Source organism: Echinicola pacifica DSM 19836 (genome assembly GCF_000373245.1).
In the GTDB taxonomy this organism is placed as follows: Bacteria; Bacteroidota; Bacteroidia; order Cytophagales; family Cyclobacteriaceae; genus Echinicola; species Echinicola pacifica.
In genome coordinates this window covers 764949-781235 of record NZ_KB890739.1, presented here as the reverse complement: position 1 = coordinate 781235, position 16287 = coordinate 764949, and the positions used below count along the sequence as shown (strand labels likewise).

Below are 16287 nucleotides of genomic sequence, written 5' to 3'. Positions count from 1 at the left end.
GTATTAAAATTTAATTTCCAGACCTAAAGAGTACATCTTCACCTGAGGATAATAGCCTCCACTTCCAAGGGATACTCCCGAAGCAGAACTGGCGTTATAGTTTATCTCAGGATCATAGCCTTCCCAGAAATCTGTTTTTGTGAATAGGTTTTGGCCATTTGCATATACAAACACCTTCTTTACTCCGACTTTTTCTATCCATTTTTGGGGTAAATTATAGCCTATCTGTAGGTTTTTTAAGCGCAAATAAGAGGCACTCTTCATCCAGTAAGTGGAATTTTGAGTGTTGTTTGTGGAGGTTGTGGAAAGTCGAGGGAAGGCAGCATCCCGATTGTCCTCCGTCCAATAATCAAGCTGCCACGTTTTTACTGCGCTAGAGTTAATCGCCGGAATCACATAGTGAGAGTTCAGGTAACCATCCACTTTTCCCACACCTTGAAGGAAAGCAAATAGCTGAATCCCCTTCCAGCCAAGATTGAAATTCATAGCATAAGTATATCGAGGGATGGTATTACCAATAATCATCTTGTCATCATCATTGATTTTCCCATCCGGGATGGGACGGTTGTTATCATCAAATGCCCCAGCAATATCCTTATACCGAATATCTCCAGGCTGCAAGGTTCCAAATTGAGTAGGCCCAGCATCGATTTCCTCTTGGGATTGGTAGAGTCCATCGGCCACATAGCCATAGATAGAATTGATAGAATGGCCTTTTTCCTGCCTCAATAATGTTCCTGAGGTTTGGTCTTTCATATCTGTGATCACATTCCTTACATCGGAAACATTAAATCCTATATTCAAGTCAAAATCACCAATGGTATTCTCATAATTAGCCCCTAATTCCCAACCTGTATTGGTCACTTTGGCAGCATTTTGATAGGGAGCATTCAGCCCCGTAAGCTGAGAAGTGTATAAGGTCAGCAGTATGCCATCCGTCACCTTCTTATACCAATCTGCGGTTAGGGATAGCTGATTTTCAAAAAGACTTATATCCACTCCAATATCTGCCACCATGGTTTCCTCCCATCGAAGGTCAGGATTAGACATGGTATTCAAGGTCACCAGCTGATGGATATTTTCAGCCATGGATATACTTCCTACCGCCAGAGTCTCCATATAGGGATAATACGTATCTCCGATATTTTGATTGCCTAACTTCCCCCAAGAAGCCCGAAGTTTTAATAAATCCAGGAAGCCACTGGCCCCTTGCAGGAAAGGCTCGTCAGAGAGAATCCATCCCGCAGAAAAAGATGGAAATGCCGCCCAGCGATTCTCAGGACTAAATCTCGAAGATCCATCGTACCTGAAATTTGCTTCAAACAGGTAGCGGCTTTTAAAATCATAGTTTAACCTTCCAAATGCCGATACCAAAAGCCACTGGGCATGGCTTCCATTATTGTCTTTGGTCGCATCATCCGCTCCAGCCGCTAGGACCTCATACGTATCATAGGTATAATTCCTTCTATAACCCATAAGGTATTTCTGATCATAGGTCTCACGGGAAGTCCCTAATAGCATTTTGAAATTGTGCTCCCCCCGTGATTGATCGATCTGAGTCAGGAACTGGTAATTTTCATAATAATAACGATAGGCCGTTTCGGTCAAATCCGTAAAGGTATAAGCTGCCCCCGATTCAGTACCGTCATCATTATAAGTCATTATGCTTTTGGAAAACTCATGGGTGTTTCTTGTTCGGTATCGTGGAGCGACTTTGCCTGTCAGCGTCAGCCAGTCAGTGGGCATCACATCTACCACCAGGTTCCCCATTAGCTCAATGGTATTGGTCTTGTCATTCCCCCCTTCTGCTATTTGTGCCACGGGATTTACATTTACCCAACCTTCTGACCATAGACCATTCCTCCTGACAGGAATATTGGTAGGCATACGCCCCAGATAATTCCAGACATCTCCCTCATGAGGGATCTGTGTCCTATCACTATTGCTTAGGGACATATCAAATTTTATTGCCAATTTATCATTGGGCTTGATGTCCATATTATTGCGAATAATGATTCTTTTGAATCCCGTATTTTCGATGATCCCCTGCTGGTCTGCATAGCTGATCGATGGCATGACATAGATCTTATCAGAATTGGCCATTAGGGATATAAAGTGATTTTGAGTCAAGCCAGAGCCATTTAGGATGGCGTTTTGCCAATCATAATTACCTGGGTTGATCGCATATTGATCCTGGAAAGCTGAAATATCTGCCTCGCTATATAGGTCATAGCCATAATCATTATTATTGGCTTCATTGAAAACCTTCATGAAGGTCAGGCCATCGGTAACCTCGGGAATAAAAATAGCCTCACTCTTCCCTATATAACCCTTATAATTAAGAGAAAAGCTGTCCGCTGATGCCCGCTTGGTGGTAACTAATACTACACCATTGGCGGCGCGAGAACCATATATTGCTGCTGAGGCGGCATCTTTTAGGACGGATATCGATTCGATTTGATTGACATCTATCATGTCTAAGTTTCCCGCTACACCGTCTATTAGAATCAGGGGAGAACTGTCAGACCCCCCAAAGGAGTTGATTCCCCGGATCCGTATCTGTCCTCCATCTGCTCCGGGGGAGCCCGTTTGCTGAGTAACCGTTACTCCAGGAGCGAGGCCTTGGAGTGCTGCCGTGGTGGAAACCACCGGCCGTCTCTCCAGCTCCTCTGCATCGATTTTGGAGATGGCGCCTGTCACCTGCTCCTTTAATTGCTTCCCATAGCCCACCACCACAAACTCATTGAGGCCAGTGGTTTCCATTTGCATTTGGACATCAATAGACTGCTTACCTCCCACCACTATCTCCTGAGATTGGTAGCCTATATAAGTAAATACCAAGGTGGATGAAGCATCTACTTTCAACCTATACCTCCCTTCCTCATTAGTGGTGGTACCTCCGGATCCTCCCTTGAGTCGGATAGTCACACCGATCAAGCTTTCGCCGGTTTCTCCGTCTTTTACCTGACCAGAGACCTCCGCTTTAGCAGTATCATGCTTGGTTAATACAATATGGTCGGATTGGAGTTTATAGGAAATTCCTGAATTCAAAAAAATCATTTCCAGCGCATGGTCCAAGGTCTCCTCGTGAATGTCCACAGTAAGCTTTTGTTCCAAAGGAATCGATGAGGCATTATATACAAACCGCTGATCAATTTGCGACTCTAACTGCTCTATCAGTGAGCGCAGGGTATAAGTCCCCTGGTCCACTTCGATCTGTTGAGCCTGGACTTCCGGGAGAAAGCCCAAGCAGAGCACAGCCATCAACAGGCTCTTTCTAAAAGAAATTCCCCATAGGAATCCCTTGATAGTATTTTGTAAAATACCATTATTATTCATAGTTTTGAATGTTTTTAAATGATCTGAAGGTGATTTAGAAATAACTAAGAGGAAGTGTGTCCGCACTTCCTTTTTTCATGCCTGGCCCTTTATGGGGAATTGTTTTTCATGGTAAAATGATTATCGGTTATAGTGTTTAGTAATTCAATTACTTCCTGCGGCGAATCCCCATCTATGGTCATGCTGATGAGGTCCTGCCCATCTATTGGCTTATTGGCACTCAGCTCTATCCCATAAAAATCCTCAATTCTCTTAATGCTTAGGGATAAAGGGCAATCTTTTAGGATCAATTTATTATGCTTCCATGCATTATGCCTATTATCTGGAAATCGCTGAAGTGTGGAGCTTTTATCTTTTTTAAGATATTCCACCTGATCCCCAGGACGAAGAATCAAATCTGCCCCCTGCCCATCAGAATAAGTGATCACTCCTTCATCAAGGCTAGCAACGATGCCCTGATCCCATTCGTAAGCACTAAGGTTAAACTGCGTCCCCAATACGGTAATGAGGATCTCTTCGGCATTTACGGAAAAAGGTTTTTCACGATTCTTAGCCACGTCAAACCAAGCCTCCCCTGCTAAGCGTACTTTCCGATCTGCCTGATTATAATTGCCCGAGATCCATAGGCTGCTGGAGGCATTCAGCCATACCAGAGTCCCATCAGGAAGGGTAAAAGATTTTCGCTCTCCCGCATTCGTATGGTACATCTTCTCCAAGCTGGAATCAGTAGGAGTAGAATGTTTAAAAACGCCCCAAATACCCCATATCCCCAAGAGAAACAGCGCTGTGGCAGCTATACCCCTATAAGTTTTTATATTTAATTTCCTGCCTTTTGGATGAATTTCCGCTTCTACCCTTTGCCATTCAGCCTGCAGCTCACTTTCAGGAATATAGGCGCTCTCATCTTCCTCCTCATATATTTTTTTGAGCCTAAGAAATAGATTGACGTTCTCCTCACTTTCTTCCAACCAACGTTGAATTAAAGTATTCTCCTCTTCATCCGTTTTTTTCTGGATAAAGGCCAATAATTTTGCATACACATCAATATCGTTTCTCATTCTATTTAGCTATACAAGATTTTGAAGTCTTACCCTGACAGCTGCTTGATTTTTTTTTATCCATTTAAGACTATTTTTTTTCCATCACTTAAATATCTATTGATCCTTAACTTTGATTTAGGAAAATCATCGCACAAACCAGAAAATAGGTTTTGTCCATATTAGTCCCTCCCCTCAGTATTCTTTTTGATAAAAAGATGCGCCTAAGGCTAAATGCCACGTCCTATCTGACTTGTCAAAACACTTCAGCCAATCCAATCTGCACGAAGCTGCAAGCATTTTTTACTTCATGAATTTCAGACGAAGGACTCTGCTGTCTTATAGGTAATTAGCATTTGGATAGAAGAAGATTATGAGTCAAAGTCTTAAAAAGAATAGTGATGACTGCCCATTTTGCGATATAAACTCCGTTCGAAAAATATAGAATGCTAAGTATTATTTACTCCATTATGGAAAAAAACGATCAGGTAAACCTATTAATTTTCTCCCGCAGATAATTTAGGGAGCGTCTGATTTGTGTTTCAACAGTTCGAGGGGAAATCCCCAATTGTTGAGCGATTTCAGAATACTTCAAGCCTTCATTTCTACTCATAAGAAATATCTGTTTACGCTGGGTCGGTAGGGCCTCAATCGCCTGGTTAATGGCATTTTGTAATTCTTCGTATTCAAGTTCAGTAATTTCATAGCCCGCTGCCACATTGCCATCGAGGTATTCCAATTTCAGTTTATTACTCGCTTGTTTGAGATGATTAATACACTGATTATGGGCTATTTGGAATAGATAAGGTTTGATGCTGTCAACTTCTCTATTTAGCGTTTTGCGATGTTCCCATAATTTCAAAAAAGTATCATTGACTATTTCTTTGGCGCTTTCAGGGTCGTGAATCAGGCGGTTGGAATAGGCGTACAACATCGTATAATATTTCTCAAATATTACTTTGTAGCTTTTTAAGCAACCTTTGCTGATATTTTTTACAAGTAGCTGATCCATAAGAATGCATCGCAAGCAACAAACTTTTGAGCATACTTATGTTAACTCAGATTGAACCTTTTATTAAGAAAAATTCACGGATTGACCTCTTTTTGTCTTTGGAAATAGGATGCCGCCCTCCCGTAAAATATTAGCCCTCCACATCTGACAGGGTATGGATTTTGGCTTTGGAGCTGAGAGGAAAGACCGTGATATTTCCATTGGACTCCATGATGGCAGCCTCTACTTCTGATACGGAGGCCAAGCCTTCTTTTCGCATGGCCACATTTAGCTCTTCCTTGGTGATGCGCTCATTCAATAAGGCCTTTTCCATATATTCCCCTCTAAAAACTAATAGTTGGGGACTGCTGGTAATTAATTTCCTTACTTTCTTGACCCTCACACTGGCCCAAGTCACCAGGTATTGAAATAAGACCAATAAGGACATCGCAATTAATCCATCTACAATGGGCACCTGTGGATTTAGAGCTATGGCCGCCAAGATCGACCCTAAGGCAAAGGTCACTATCGCATCAAAGGCATTCATCTTGGTAAGCGTCCTCTTTCCCGTCACTCGCAAGATAATAATCATAAAACAGTAGGCCATACTGGTCTTAATGGCGATCTGAAGCACAGTCTCCCAACTCTTAAAAAAAATATCTTCCATCAGTTATCGTTTTTAGTTACAGAACTATTTGAACATAATTGTAGAGAATATTCTACAAAATCGGTATAAAGCATTCATCAACAAATGTTCCAAAGTACTGCAAACCCCTCCTCAGCCTTACAAAAAACAATTAGAAATATTATATTTAATACTACTTTTATCCTAAGAGATGTTTTTTCTTCAATTTTTTTCCCTCCAAAAATTCATACTCTAAAATAAGGGCCTCCTCCTATATAAAGGCCAATACCTCTCTAAATCGGATAGAAATTTTAGATGATTTTCATATTGGTTTATGGTGAAAAATAAATTTTCGGCAAAAAATTTGTTGATAGATTTTATAGATTTTTAACCATTAGCAGCAAACAAATGATTGACCTACAGGACTTTTATAGGATCATTATCTCAGGGCTATTAGGGACCGCCGCCATGACTCTTGTGATGTATGCTTATAGCATGATTACTGGAATCAACACCAAGGTGGTGCATATTTTAGGAAATATGCTTACTGCCTCGAGCCCTGAGATTTCCACTGACACGAAAAGCTTGGTCACGGGAAGTATTGCCCATATTGGGGTGGGAATGTTATTTTCTTTTTCCTATTACCTGATGTTAGATTGGGATTGGCTGGATAGGGAATGGTCTGATTCATTCTGGACTGGCCTTATCAGTGGTATATTGGCTATCATAGTGTGGAAGACATATATTTACCTTCATAAACGCCCGCCATTGCTCTCACTTCCTCACTATCAAATGGCATTAATCCTATCTCATATCGTCTTTGGAATGGTTACCATCCTTTCTTTTTCCTTGATCCCAAGCGCATAGTTTAAGTTCATATTATAAATCAACCATACATTTACCTAAACCACTTTATCATGATCAATAGACAAACTTTCAGAATTCTCAACGAATGTTCATCGACCTGTTTTCACTGCGCCGATGCCTGCTTAGACGAACCCAATTCCAGCCATATGGCTGACTGCATCCGCAACTGCCGGGTGTGCGGGGAAATATGTTCAACACTTTCCAAAATCCTCAGCACCTCATATTCCGACATCAAGCCCTTAGTTGCGTATTGCATCGAGCTGTGTGAAAAATGTGCTGAAGAATGTGAAAGACACGCTGGACACTCTCACTGTGATCTTTGCGCCAAAGCTTGCAGAGCCTGCGCAGCTTCCTGCAAGGACTATTTGGAAGGTAATGTACCTTCCAGCACTCATTGAGCCGGCAGAGACCGTTCCCATCCCAGTGATAGCTTTCGGAGACTGGGATGGAATAGTATATAAGACTAAGGACAATATAGTGGATTTAGCTCGATGCCTATACTAAGGTAATCGGGCAATTCCGCTATTCCCTCTTTTATACAGAATAAAATGAAACCTTAAATAGGTATAAAATAATAATGCAACCTTCTACTCATCCTATTATATATATAAATAATTACTTTTTATAATTCAAAATAATCATTTTGGCATACGGATTGCATCTTTCAACTTATAACAATGAATTTTCCACTAAACCAATTACAACAATGAGAAATCGCAAAAATGAATTGATCCTATCAGGAAGTTCAATCAATGGAACGGTAGTAAAGACACCGAGAGATGAGAAAATCGGTAATATCAAAGATACAATGATCGAGACCAGCACAGGCAAGATTGCTTATGCAGTGCTCGAGGTAGATACAGGATTCCTTAACCTTGGCAGCAAGTACTTTGCAATTCCATGGCAGGCCCTTTCACTGGACAACCATCAGGATGAGGTGATCATCCTTGATGTGGATAAGGATAAACTGGAGAATTCTCCAGGCTTCGACAAAGACAACTGGCCATCAGGCCCGCAGTATGAATTCATCAATCAGGTACATACCTATTATGGATTCGAAACAGAAAAGCCACTAATCTAATTTTCAGATTATTTGGCTCTTAAAAAAAGGCAGGGTTTTACTCTGCCTTTTTTCAGTATATCCCCTATTGTATTTCTGATTAACAAAAATTGGTTTGATCTAAGTCTGAGGTGCTTTTATAGCCTTGACCTGTTTAGAACTAATGAGTAATCACTTTTATCTAAGAGTAGCACTATTTTTCGGCAAAGTCTAAAGGCCTATTTTCAATTCTCAAACAGTGCATATCCGGAAGCTTTTTAGTAAGTAATAATTTGCAAACAGGTCATTATTCCTATTTACCCTATTCAAATCGCATAATACATGGATTTATTACAAGTAAATGGTATGCCTTTTGTTTGACCCTCAATGCCAATTAAAACTAATTTTTCACTTCCCAGCAGAAATCAAGCGGTGAGCAGGGGAAAAAACCACTACTAAGACTAGAATATGGATACACATCAGGAAAAATCCTCCAAGTACATACTGTTTCCCTTATACATTATAGCTTTGTATTTTCTCATTTTGGGATTAATGAAGGCTTATACTTTTTTGGCGCCCATAAGTATTGCGGCATTATTGACGATGATTTTATTGCCCATCGCCCGTTTTTTAGAACGGAAAGGCTTAAAACGATCCATATCCACACTTCTCAGTTCTCTAATCGCCTTAATTTTATACTTCTCCATATTTGTTATTCTTTCGCTCCAGGCCAATAGCATTTATGAAAACAAGGACAAAATAATGGAGCATCTGGCGACGACAGTAGAGAGTCTGCAGCAATCCGTAGAAAATATAGCTGGACTAAGTCCTGAGAAGCAAATGGAAATTTTGAATATTCCGCCATCTGTACTGCCCAGTGATGACCAATCCGAGGCTAGTGCGGAGAAAACAGATGATGGCACAAGTACCACTGAAGCGGAAGAATCCGAGAGCAGTAAGGGAGCTGGAGGGCCTGACGTAAAAACGGCCATTACCGAATTTCTGAGTTTCCTCACTTATTCCATCCTCACCTTTATCTACATTTTCTTCTTTTTATTTTATCGAAAGAAAATCAGACTTTCTATCCTTAAGATTTTTTCAAATCATGATAATATTAAAACCAATAAAGTCCTGAAAGGCTCCCTGGCCATTGCTCAGAACTACCTTGTGGGACGACTTATACTGATATTTTTCCTATGGATCATTTACAGTGTGGGTATGGCGGTATCGGGTATTGACAGCCCGATAATTATTAGTCTTATTGCCGCCCTTCTTTCTCTAATCCCTTATGTGGGGACGGTCATCGGCTATTTTATAGCCATGCTGATGGCGCTTGTTTCAGGGGGGCAGACCAGCATGTTTATTGGCGTATCCATCACGTATGGACTGGCGCAATTTATAGAAACCTATATCCTTGAGCCATTTATCGTCGGAGATAAGGTGGACCTAAACCCAATGGTAACGATCATCGTGGTCATCCTCGGTGGCTCCCTCTGGGGAGTGGTGGGAATGGTAATCTCCATTCCGTTTTTCGGTATTCTCAAAATAGTGGCGGACCAGATTCCTGAATTACGTCCTCTTGGCTATTTCTTGGGAAAAGAAGATACGCAAGACAGTGATGATGAGGACCAGCTAGGAAAACTCGCCGACAAGATAAAGGGGCTTTTCAAGTAAATCGTCCATTCATATAAAAATGCTGATTCAAGTGGGTAATAGAGCACATACGGCATTATGATTGCTAATTGTATTCTGACTACTACTAGTATAGAATCGGCCGCTAATGCACAAGGAATCAACGGGCTACCGTCCTAATTCCGTTTTATTAAATAGCGATTTACCGGATAAGCCTCCGTCTATTTTTCACCGTTAGAACTTAAAAAATTATGAGATCAATTTGGAATGGAACCATAGGATTTGGATTAGTAAATATTCCAATCAAGATGTACTCCGCCTCGGAAGATCGGCGAATAGAGCTGGACATGCTGGATAGTGATGACCACTCACGGATACGCTATCAGCGGATCAATGAGAAGACGGGAAAAGAGGTGGAATGGAAAGATATCGTTAAGGGCTATAAAATGGATGATAAGTATATCGTCCTGGAAGATGATGATTTTGAGCAGGCAAATGCCAAAAAGAGTAAAATCATAGAAATCGATGCTTTCGTTAATGAAACAGATGTAGCGGACTTATTATTCAAGAAGCCCTATTTTCTAGAGCCTCAGAAGGACGGTGGCAAGGCTTATAATCTGCTCAGAGATGCCCTCAAGAAATCTAAGAAATTGGGTATTGCAACGTTTGTGATGCGGCAGAAGGAGAATTTGAGTTTGGTGGGGGTGTATAAGGATGTTTTAGTGCTCCATGTGATTCGCTTTTCGGATGAAATCCGGGATCCTAAGGACCTGAAGATATCGAGTTCGAAGGTCACCAAAAAAGAAGCGGAGATGGCCCAATCCCTTATTGAAAATTATAGTGAGAAGTTTGACCTCAAGAAATACAAAGACGTCTATAATGATCAGTTGATGAAAATCATCCAATCAAAATCCAAAGGAAAGAAAGCCACGGTGAAGAAATTTGAGCCAGAGAATACGCCTGCCAAGGACCTCATGGCTAAGCTTAAAGCCAGTTTAGAAAAACGCAAAAAAGCCTCTTAATGGCCCTTCAGGAATACAATAAAAAGCGGGATTTTTCCAAAACCACTGAGCCCTATGGGGAGGAGGCCCCCGATGCAGGCGAATGGCGATTCGTGGTGCAGCGTCATGATGCCCGCAAGCTGCACTTTGACCTGCGACTGGAGATGGATGGTGTGCTCAAAAGCTGGGCTGTGCCCAAAGGCCCCTCTTTAAATCCCAGTGATAAGCGCCTAGCAGTGCATACCGAGGACCATCCACTTAAGTACCTTCACTTCCAAGGAACCATCCCTAAGGGAAATTATGGTGCCGGGGAGATGACCATCTGGGATACTGGCAGCTATAGCCTATCTCAAGGACAGCAGAAAAGCATACAGGATCTGTATAAAAAGGGAGATCTTAAGCTTACTTTTTATGGCACTAAACTTCGAGGAGATTTTGCCTTGGTAAAAACTCACTACCAAAACAAGCAAAACCAATGGCTCCTTATAAAAAAGGAGGATGATTATTCCATTGATCTGGACTATGATGCCAACCTTCATTTGGGCGAAAATGCTCCCTCAGCAGGTAAAAAGTCGCCACTAGAGGTATCTCCAAAAAGACAGGTTTCCCCCATGCTTGCGAGCCGCGATAAGGCGATTGATATCGGTACGCTAAAGAAAGGCTGGCTATTTGAATTTAAATGGGATGGCTATCGCATTCTCTGTAATCATGAAGACAGCAACACCTCCCTGTATTCCAGAAATGGAATATCCTATACCGATTTATTCACTCCCATCACCGACTCGCTCTCCCAGCTTTCTTTCAGTGCCATCATAGATGGAGAGGTGGTCAGCCTCAACAAAAATGGCCTACCACAATTCCAGTGGTTGCAGCACTATAGGGAGGAGCCCAAGGGGGATTTAGTATATATGGTGTTTGATTTATTATACTTAGATGGTCACAGTCTGACGCATATGCCTCTGACGGAGCGCAAGGAACTGCTGCGCTCGCTGGTGGAGGACCTGCCTCATATCCGGTACAGTGAGCATTTTACCAATGGTAAGGGACTGTACCAAGAGGTGCTCGCAGAGGGTGGAGAAGGGGTGATTGCAAAAAAGGCAGATGCTGCCTATCATCCTGGCATCCGCACAGAAAGCTGGCTGAAGTTTAAGCCTCGTGAGAGTCTTGAAGCTCTAATCTGCGGCTATACAGCATCCGAGAGCAGACCCTTTGGCTCCCTGATTCTTGGCCTCCAAAATGAGGGCGTTCTTACATATATTGGAAATTGTGGAACAGGGTTTTCTCATAAGAGACAAAAGGAATTGCTGGAGCGATTCCAAGCATTACGAATAGATTCCTCACCTTTTTTGGGGAAGATAAATCTGGCGGGTAAGCAGCCTATATGGATGAATCCTGTACTGATGGCCGAGGTACATTATGCGGAGTGGACGGATAGCGGCCGATTGAGACAACCTGTATTCAAGGCTCTAAGGCAGGACAAGACCCCATTTGAGCTTCATATCCATTCTGATACGCAGTCCGAAAGTTCTGACAGATCTGATAAGCAGCCTGGCAGTGCGCCCGGGGAGGAAAATAGCTTGCAGCTCGACGGAATCAATGTGCCGATCAGCAATCTTGAAAAAATCTATTGGCCGAAGGAAGGGATTCAGAAATATGACCTGATCGAATATTACCTTTCCATTGCGGATATCCTACTTCCTTATCTTAAGGGCCGGCCACAAAATCTGCATCGCCATCCAGAGGGAATTGAGAAGGAAGGGTTTTACCAAAAAGACACGCCAGACAGTTTCCCAAAATGGATAAAAACCACGGCGATTTATTCAGAATCCAGCGATAAGCAGATCGACTATATGCTATGCCAGGATGAAGCAACGCTAATCTATATGGCCAATCTAGGATGTATAGAAATCAACCCCTGGCATTCCAAAATGGGGAACTTAGACCGTCCAGATTATATGGTGATCGATATTGATCCATCGCCAAAAAACAGCTTTGGGGAGGTGGTGGAAGTAGCCCAGAGCTTTCATGAATTTCTAAAGAGCATTGGCATCGAGGGTTATTGTAAAACATCCGGCTCCAGCGGTCTTCATATTTACCTGCCACTGGACGCACAATACACCTATGAGGAAGCCAGAGATTTCTGTAAATTGATCTGCACCATGGTGCAACAAAATCTCCCTAGCCTGACGACACTAGAGCGGCGAATCAAGTCCCGGGGAGACCGAATTTATCTCGATTACCTCCAAAATAGACCAGGACAGACCATCGCCGCCGCCTACTGTGTAAGGCCTCAGCCAGGAGCCCCCGTATCCACTCCCCTGCTATGGAAAGAAATCAATAGCAAACTGGATAAGAATGACTTTACGATCTACACTATAAATGATCGGATAAAAAAACATAAAGACCTATTTAAAGGAGTATTAGGGAAGGGAATTGATATAGAATCGGCTCTGGAAAAATTCCCTGATTAAGAATAAAACCAAATACCTAAGCAAGTCAATACGAAACCACAAAACAACCTTTTAACCATTATTCATTTTAAAACCAACGTATTATGCTAAAAGTAAGCACAGGAATACTAACACTAAGCATTGCATGCTGCCTGTCCTGCAATGACAAGGTTTCCAAAGCAGAAAAAGAAGAGCTAGCTCAGGATCAGCCAGACACGGTACAGACTGCAATTGGGGAATTAATATTGCCTCCGCCTTACTCCAGCGAGTCTGTCAGTAATGAAAGTAAGATGGTGGACTGGCCTGAGGGGAAGATGCCTACTGCGCCGGAAGGCTTTAAGGTCAGTGTATTTGCGGATAATCTGAAGCATCCCCGGAACACCTATATAGCCCCAAATGGCGATATTTTTGTTGCTGAAAGCGCCACCAAAAATAGTGTGGATCAGATCAGCATCTTTCAGGACAAAGATCAGGATGGGAAATATGAATTTCAAGGAATCTATCTGGAAGACCTTAACCAACCTTTTGGCATACTAGTGCTGGATGAGTACTTCTATGTGGCCAATACGGATGGACTCTACCGCTATCCTTATAATGCAGGGGCTTCCAAGATGACCGAAAAAGGCGAGAAAATCGTGGAGCTGCCGGCTGGAGGCTATAATAATCACTGGACTAGAAACCTGATCGCCAGTGAAGATGGCACCAAAATTTATATTTCGGTAGGATCTGCCAGCAATGTGGGCGAGCATGGCATGGAGGAAGAAGAAAGACGAGCCTGTATCTTGCAGGTGAACCCCGACGGAACAGAGGAGATCATATATGCTGCTGGTCTTAGGAACCCCGTGGGCATGTCCTTTAACCCCGCTACCGGCGAGCTCTGGGCCGCCATCAATGAGCGGGATAAAATCGGGAATGACCTGGTCCCGGATTATATCACCAGCGTGAAAAAGGGTGGTTTTTATGGGTGGCCATATTCCTATTTCGGGTCTATTCCTGACCCAAGAATGGCTGATCAAGCGCCCGAAATGGTAAAAAAAGCTATCGTTCCAGATGTGCCAGTAGGAAGTCATACCGCCTCCCTCGGCTTGACATTTTATACCCACGAAGCCTTTCCTGAGGAATATCAAGGAGGAGCCTTCGTAGGCCAGCATGGTTCCTGGAATCGGGCTGATCTGAGTGGCTATAAGGTATTATTTGTTCCCTTCAAAAATGGAAAACCATCCGGGCAGCCTCAGGACTTTCTTTCAGGTTTCATATCTGACGAAGACCAATCCGAGGTATATGGACGTCCAGTGGATGTGACAGTGATGCCGGATGGTTCATTGCTGGTAAATGATGATAATGGCAATAAATTATGGCAAATAAGTGCCGAATAATTGGCCTTTAAGGATCCAATAGTTCCCTTTGAGCAGGTTTCTACCCTGAATTGAAATTTATTTTTTGGTTCAATAAAATCATTTAATGAGAAGATGATGGGTATTCAGTCACTTGTAGGTTTAAAACAAAAATTGGTAATGGCCATGTGATTTTCACTCGATCAATTATTTCTGCCATTATAAGAAGTAAATAAGAGGCTGTTAGAATTTAATTTGAGCTAAAACTAAAAAACCATCGCCCAAGAAGGGGATGGTTTTTTGTTTAAAATTGTTCGAAGGAATTTCCGGAAAATGTGAGGGTTTAAGGACTAGTTAGTGGGTGACGGTCACCTGGGCGCCACTGATATAGACGATCTGCGGATCGCTTACACTTCCGGTGAGCACGCCACTACTGCCTCCCTGGACATAAGCGCCCCAGCGGCATACGGATTTGAGGTTTCCCCGATCCCAGGAGCCAGCGGCTTTTTCCACATTGTCAATAAATACTTTATAATTAAATCCATCATCAGTCACCCGCAGGTTGAAGCTCTGGCCAGCGGTTTTGCCTGTGACTATTCGTTCATTTTCGCTCCAGGTGAGCCCACGTTTGATTATATCTATACTTCCAGCTGCGGTGACATGCAGCGCCACTCCCCAAGCGGGGTCAAATCCGCCAGCGGCCGTAGCTTTGGACTGAAAGATTTTGACATCTTTGGAGCCATTATTGGCAGCGATATGGTAGCGAGCGGAGAAAGTCATCACCTGATCATCATCCCTTCGGATTCCAAGATCAGGGGCATATGCTTCACTTCTCGCTGCACCAACCCGTGAATTTTGCCAGTTTTCATCTCCGGGGAATACTCTAAATACTTGGGTATTGCCATCCTTTTGGTACCATCGGCTATTTTCATTAGGATCCGTCACCTGGGAGTTGAGAGGATTATGCCATCTCATTTGGCTATCTGGCATTACCGATCGACTGCCCGTACCGGTAGTTTCAATCGTAGAATTTGGCACATCCACCAAGGTCCCATCGGTATCGATCGTCCCATTGGCCACTTTATTTCTCAAGGCTGCTTGCTCAGCATTGGTAATCGCTCTCGGCTCATTACCGATCAGGTTGGCCCAGGTGGGATTCCATCCTTTAAAGGAGGCATTTTGCTGGCTTGTCATCGTCAATAATTTAACTTCGCCCTCCTGCTCTATCGGTACTTCTTCCTGTACGCAGGCACATGTCGCACTAAAAAGTAAAGTGGAAAACACTAAGGCACTTAAATTCAATGTTGATTTCATGATTTTTAATTTTGGTTAATTAGGTTTATTATTATTATCCGGAACCCTCCCAGTGGGCGAACATTGCCCTCTGGGTTCCCTAAAACAGCGATTGCATCATTTTGGTCAATACTGTGTGAAACTCATCTAGGCTAGGCTGTGGCCTCCAAGTCCTATTTCAATTGGCATTTACTTCCAGCTCCTCCTCTCTTATGCTTTTGAGCCCAGCTCTTTTTGCAATTGCAAATAGCAATGGTGCAGACTTCTCCCAGCTCAATTTTGAGAAAGGAGTCTTTTCAAATCAGCTGGCAATTTGTCAAGCGAAAGAATAAAAAGAGGGAATGGAGCTATGTGAAACCCACAAGAATATGGATCGCAGGAACCCAGCAGAAATAATCTGCGAAGGCGCGCAGGAGGTAGCTTTATTTTTCTTTATTACCGATTAAATATCCTGCCGAAAATCAGGGTCAAGGACATTACCATTTTGAAGAAACAGGAGCGAATACTCTTTCCTCTCCAATATCTACACTATTGTTTTTCAAATGATCATCTACCAATATTACCCATTTACATTATAATCAGCATCCTGTATCTTACTAGGTTTTATAAAAAAATCGGGCGATATGGCTACTATTTTTTAACCAAAAATAAAAAACCCAAGATGCTGAAATAGCGGCTT

12 protein-coding genes are annotated in these 16287 nt (G+C 42.6%); 7 read left to right on the top strand and 5 right to left on the bottom strand.

From position 1 onward, the window contains the following. Nucleotides 1–3: 3 nt before the first annotated feature. The 4 genes from B050_RS0107850 to B050_RS0107835 all read right to left on the bottom strand — a co-directional run bounded on the left by B050_RS0107850 (nucleotide 4) and on the right by B050_RS0107835 (nucleotide 6034). Entirely contained in the window at nucleotides 4–3339 is a 3336-nt protein-coding gene (locus B050_RS0107850; RefSeq protein WP_018473359.1) for a TonB-dependent receptor, read from the bottom strand. A gap of 89 nt (nucleotides 3340–3428) precedes the next feature. Beyond that, the gene (locus B050_RS0107845) at nucleotides 3429–4397 is read right to left on the bottom strand and encodes a FecR family protein (protein ID WP_018473358.1); all 969 of its coding nucleotides are present in this window, start codon (nucleotides 4395–4397) and stop codon (nucleotides 3429–3431) included. A 463-nt stretch (nucleotides 4398–4860) separates the two neighbouring features. Next, complete coding sequence (locus tag B050_RS0107840; RefSeq protein ID WP_018473357.1) at nucleotides 4861–5388, bottom strand: RNA polymerase sigma-70 factor; 528 nt, start codon at nucleotides 5386–5388, stop codon at nucleotides 4861–4863. Nucleotides 5389–5518: 130 nt separating this feature from the next. Next, on the bottom strand, nucleotides 5519–6034 hold the full coding sequence (locus tag B050_RS0107835; RefSeq protein WP_018473356.1) for a DUF421 domain-containing protein: 516 nt from the start codon (nucleotides 6032–6034) through the stop codon (nucleotides 5519–5521). A 366-nt stretch (nucleotides 6035–6400) separates the two neighbouring features. Between B050_RS0107835 and B050_RS0107830 the strand changes: the two genes are divergently transcribed. The 7 genes from B050_RS0107830 (at nucleotide 6401) to B050_RS0107800 (ending at nucleotide 14357) form a co-directional block, all read left to right on the top strand. Further along, nucleotides 6401–6859, top strand: a complete 459-nt coding sequence (locus tag B050_RS0107830; protein WP_018473355.1) for a DUF6789 family protein — start codon at nucleotides 6401–6403, stop codon at nucleotides 6857–6859. A gap of 264 nt (nucleotides 6860–7123) precedes the next feature. Beyond that, the gene (locus tag B050_RS23390; RefSeq protein ID WP_018473354.1) at nucleotides 7124–7363 is read left to right on the top strand and encodes a hypothetical protein; all 240 of its coding nucleotides are present in this window, start codon (nucleotides 7124–7126) and stop codon (nucleotides 7361–7363) included. Nucleotides 7364–7565: 202 nt separating this feature from the next. Beyond that, entirely contained in the window at nucleotides 7566–7940 is a 375-nt protein-coding gene (locus B050_RS0107820) for a PRC-barrel domain-containing protein (RefSeq protein WP_018473353.1), read from the top strand. A 426-nt stretch (nucleotides 7941–8366) separates the two neighbouring features. Further along, complete coding sequence (locus B050_RS0107815; RefSeq protein ID WP_026235729.1) at nucleotides 8367–9572, top strand: AI-2E family transporter; 1206 nt, start codon at nucleotides 8367–8369, stop codon at nucleotides 9570–9572. Nucleotides 9573–9781: 209 nt separating this feature from the next. Next, nucleotides 9782–10552, top strand: coding sequence for a non-homologous end joining protein Ku (gene ku, locus B050_RS0107810; RefSeq protein WP_018473350.1), 771 nt, complete (start codon nucleotides 9782–9784; stop codon nucleotides 10550–10552). Next, nucleotides 10552–13002: a DNA ligase D gene (gene ligD / locus B050_RS0107805; protein WP_018473349.1), complete on the top strand. Its 2451-nt coding sequence runs from the start codon at nucleotides 10552–10554 to the stop codon at nucleotides 13000–13002. Before ku ends, ligD begins: the two co-directional genes overlap by 1 nt. A gap of 83 nt (nucleotides 13003–13085) precedes the next feature. Beyond that, on the top strand, nucleotides 13086–14357 hold the full coding sequence (locus B050_RS0107800; protein ID WP_018473348.1) for a PQQ-dependent sugar dehydrogenase: 1272 nt from the start codon (nucleotides 13086–13088) through the stop codon (nucleotides 14355–14357). A gap of 312 nt (nucleotides 14358–14669) precedes the next feature. Here B050_RS0107800 and B050_RS0107795 read toward each other — a convergent pair whose 3' ends face one another. Further along, nucleotides 14670–15629, bottom strand: a complete 960-nt coding sequence (locus B050_RS0107795) for a hypothetical protein (protein ID WP_018473347.1) — start codon at nucleotides 15627–15629, stop codon at nucleotides 14670–14672. Nucleotides 15630–16287 lie beyond the last annotated feature (658 nt).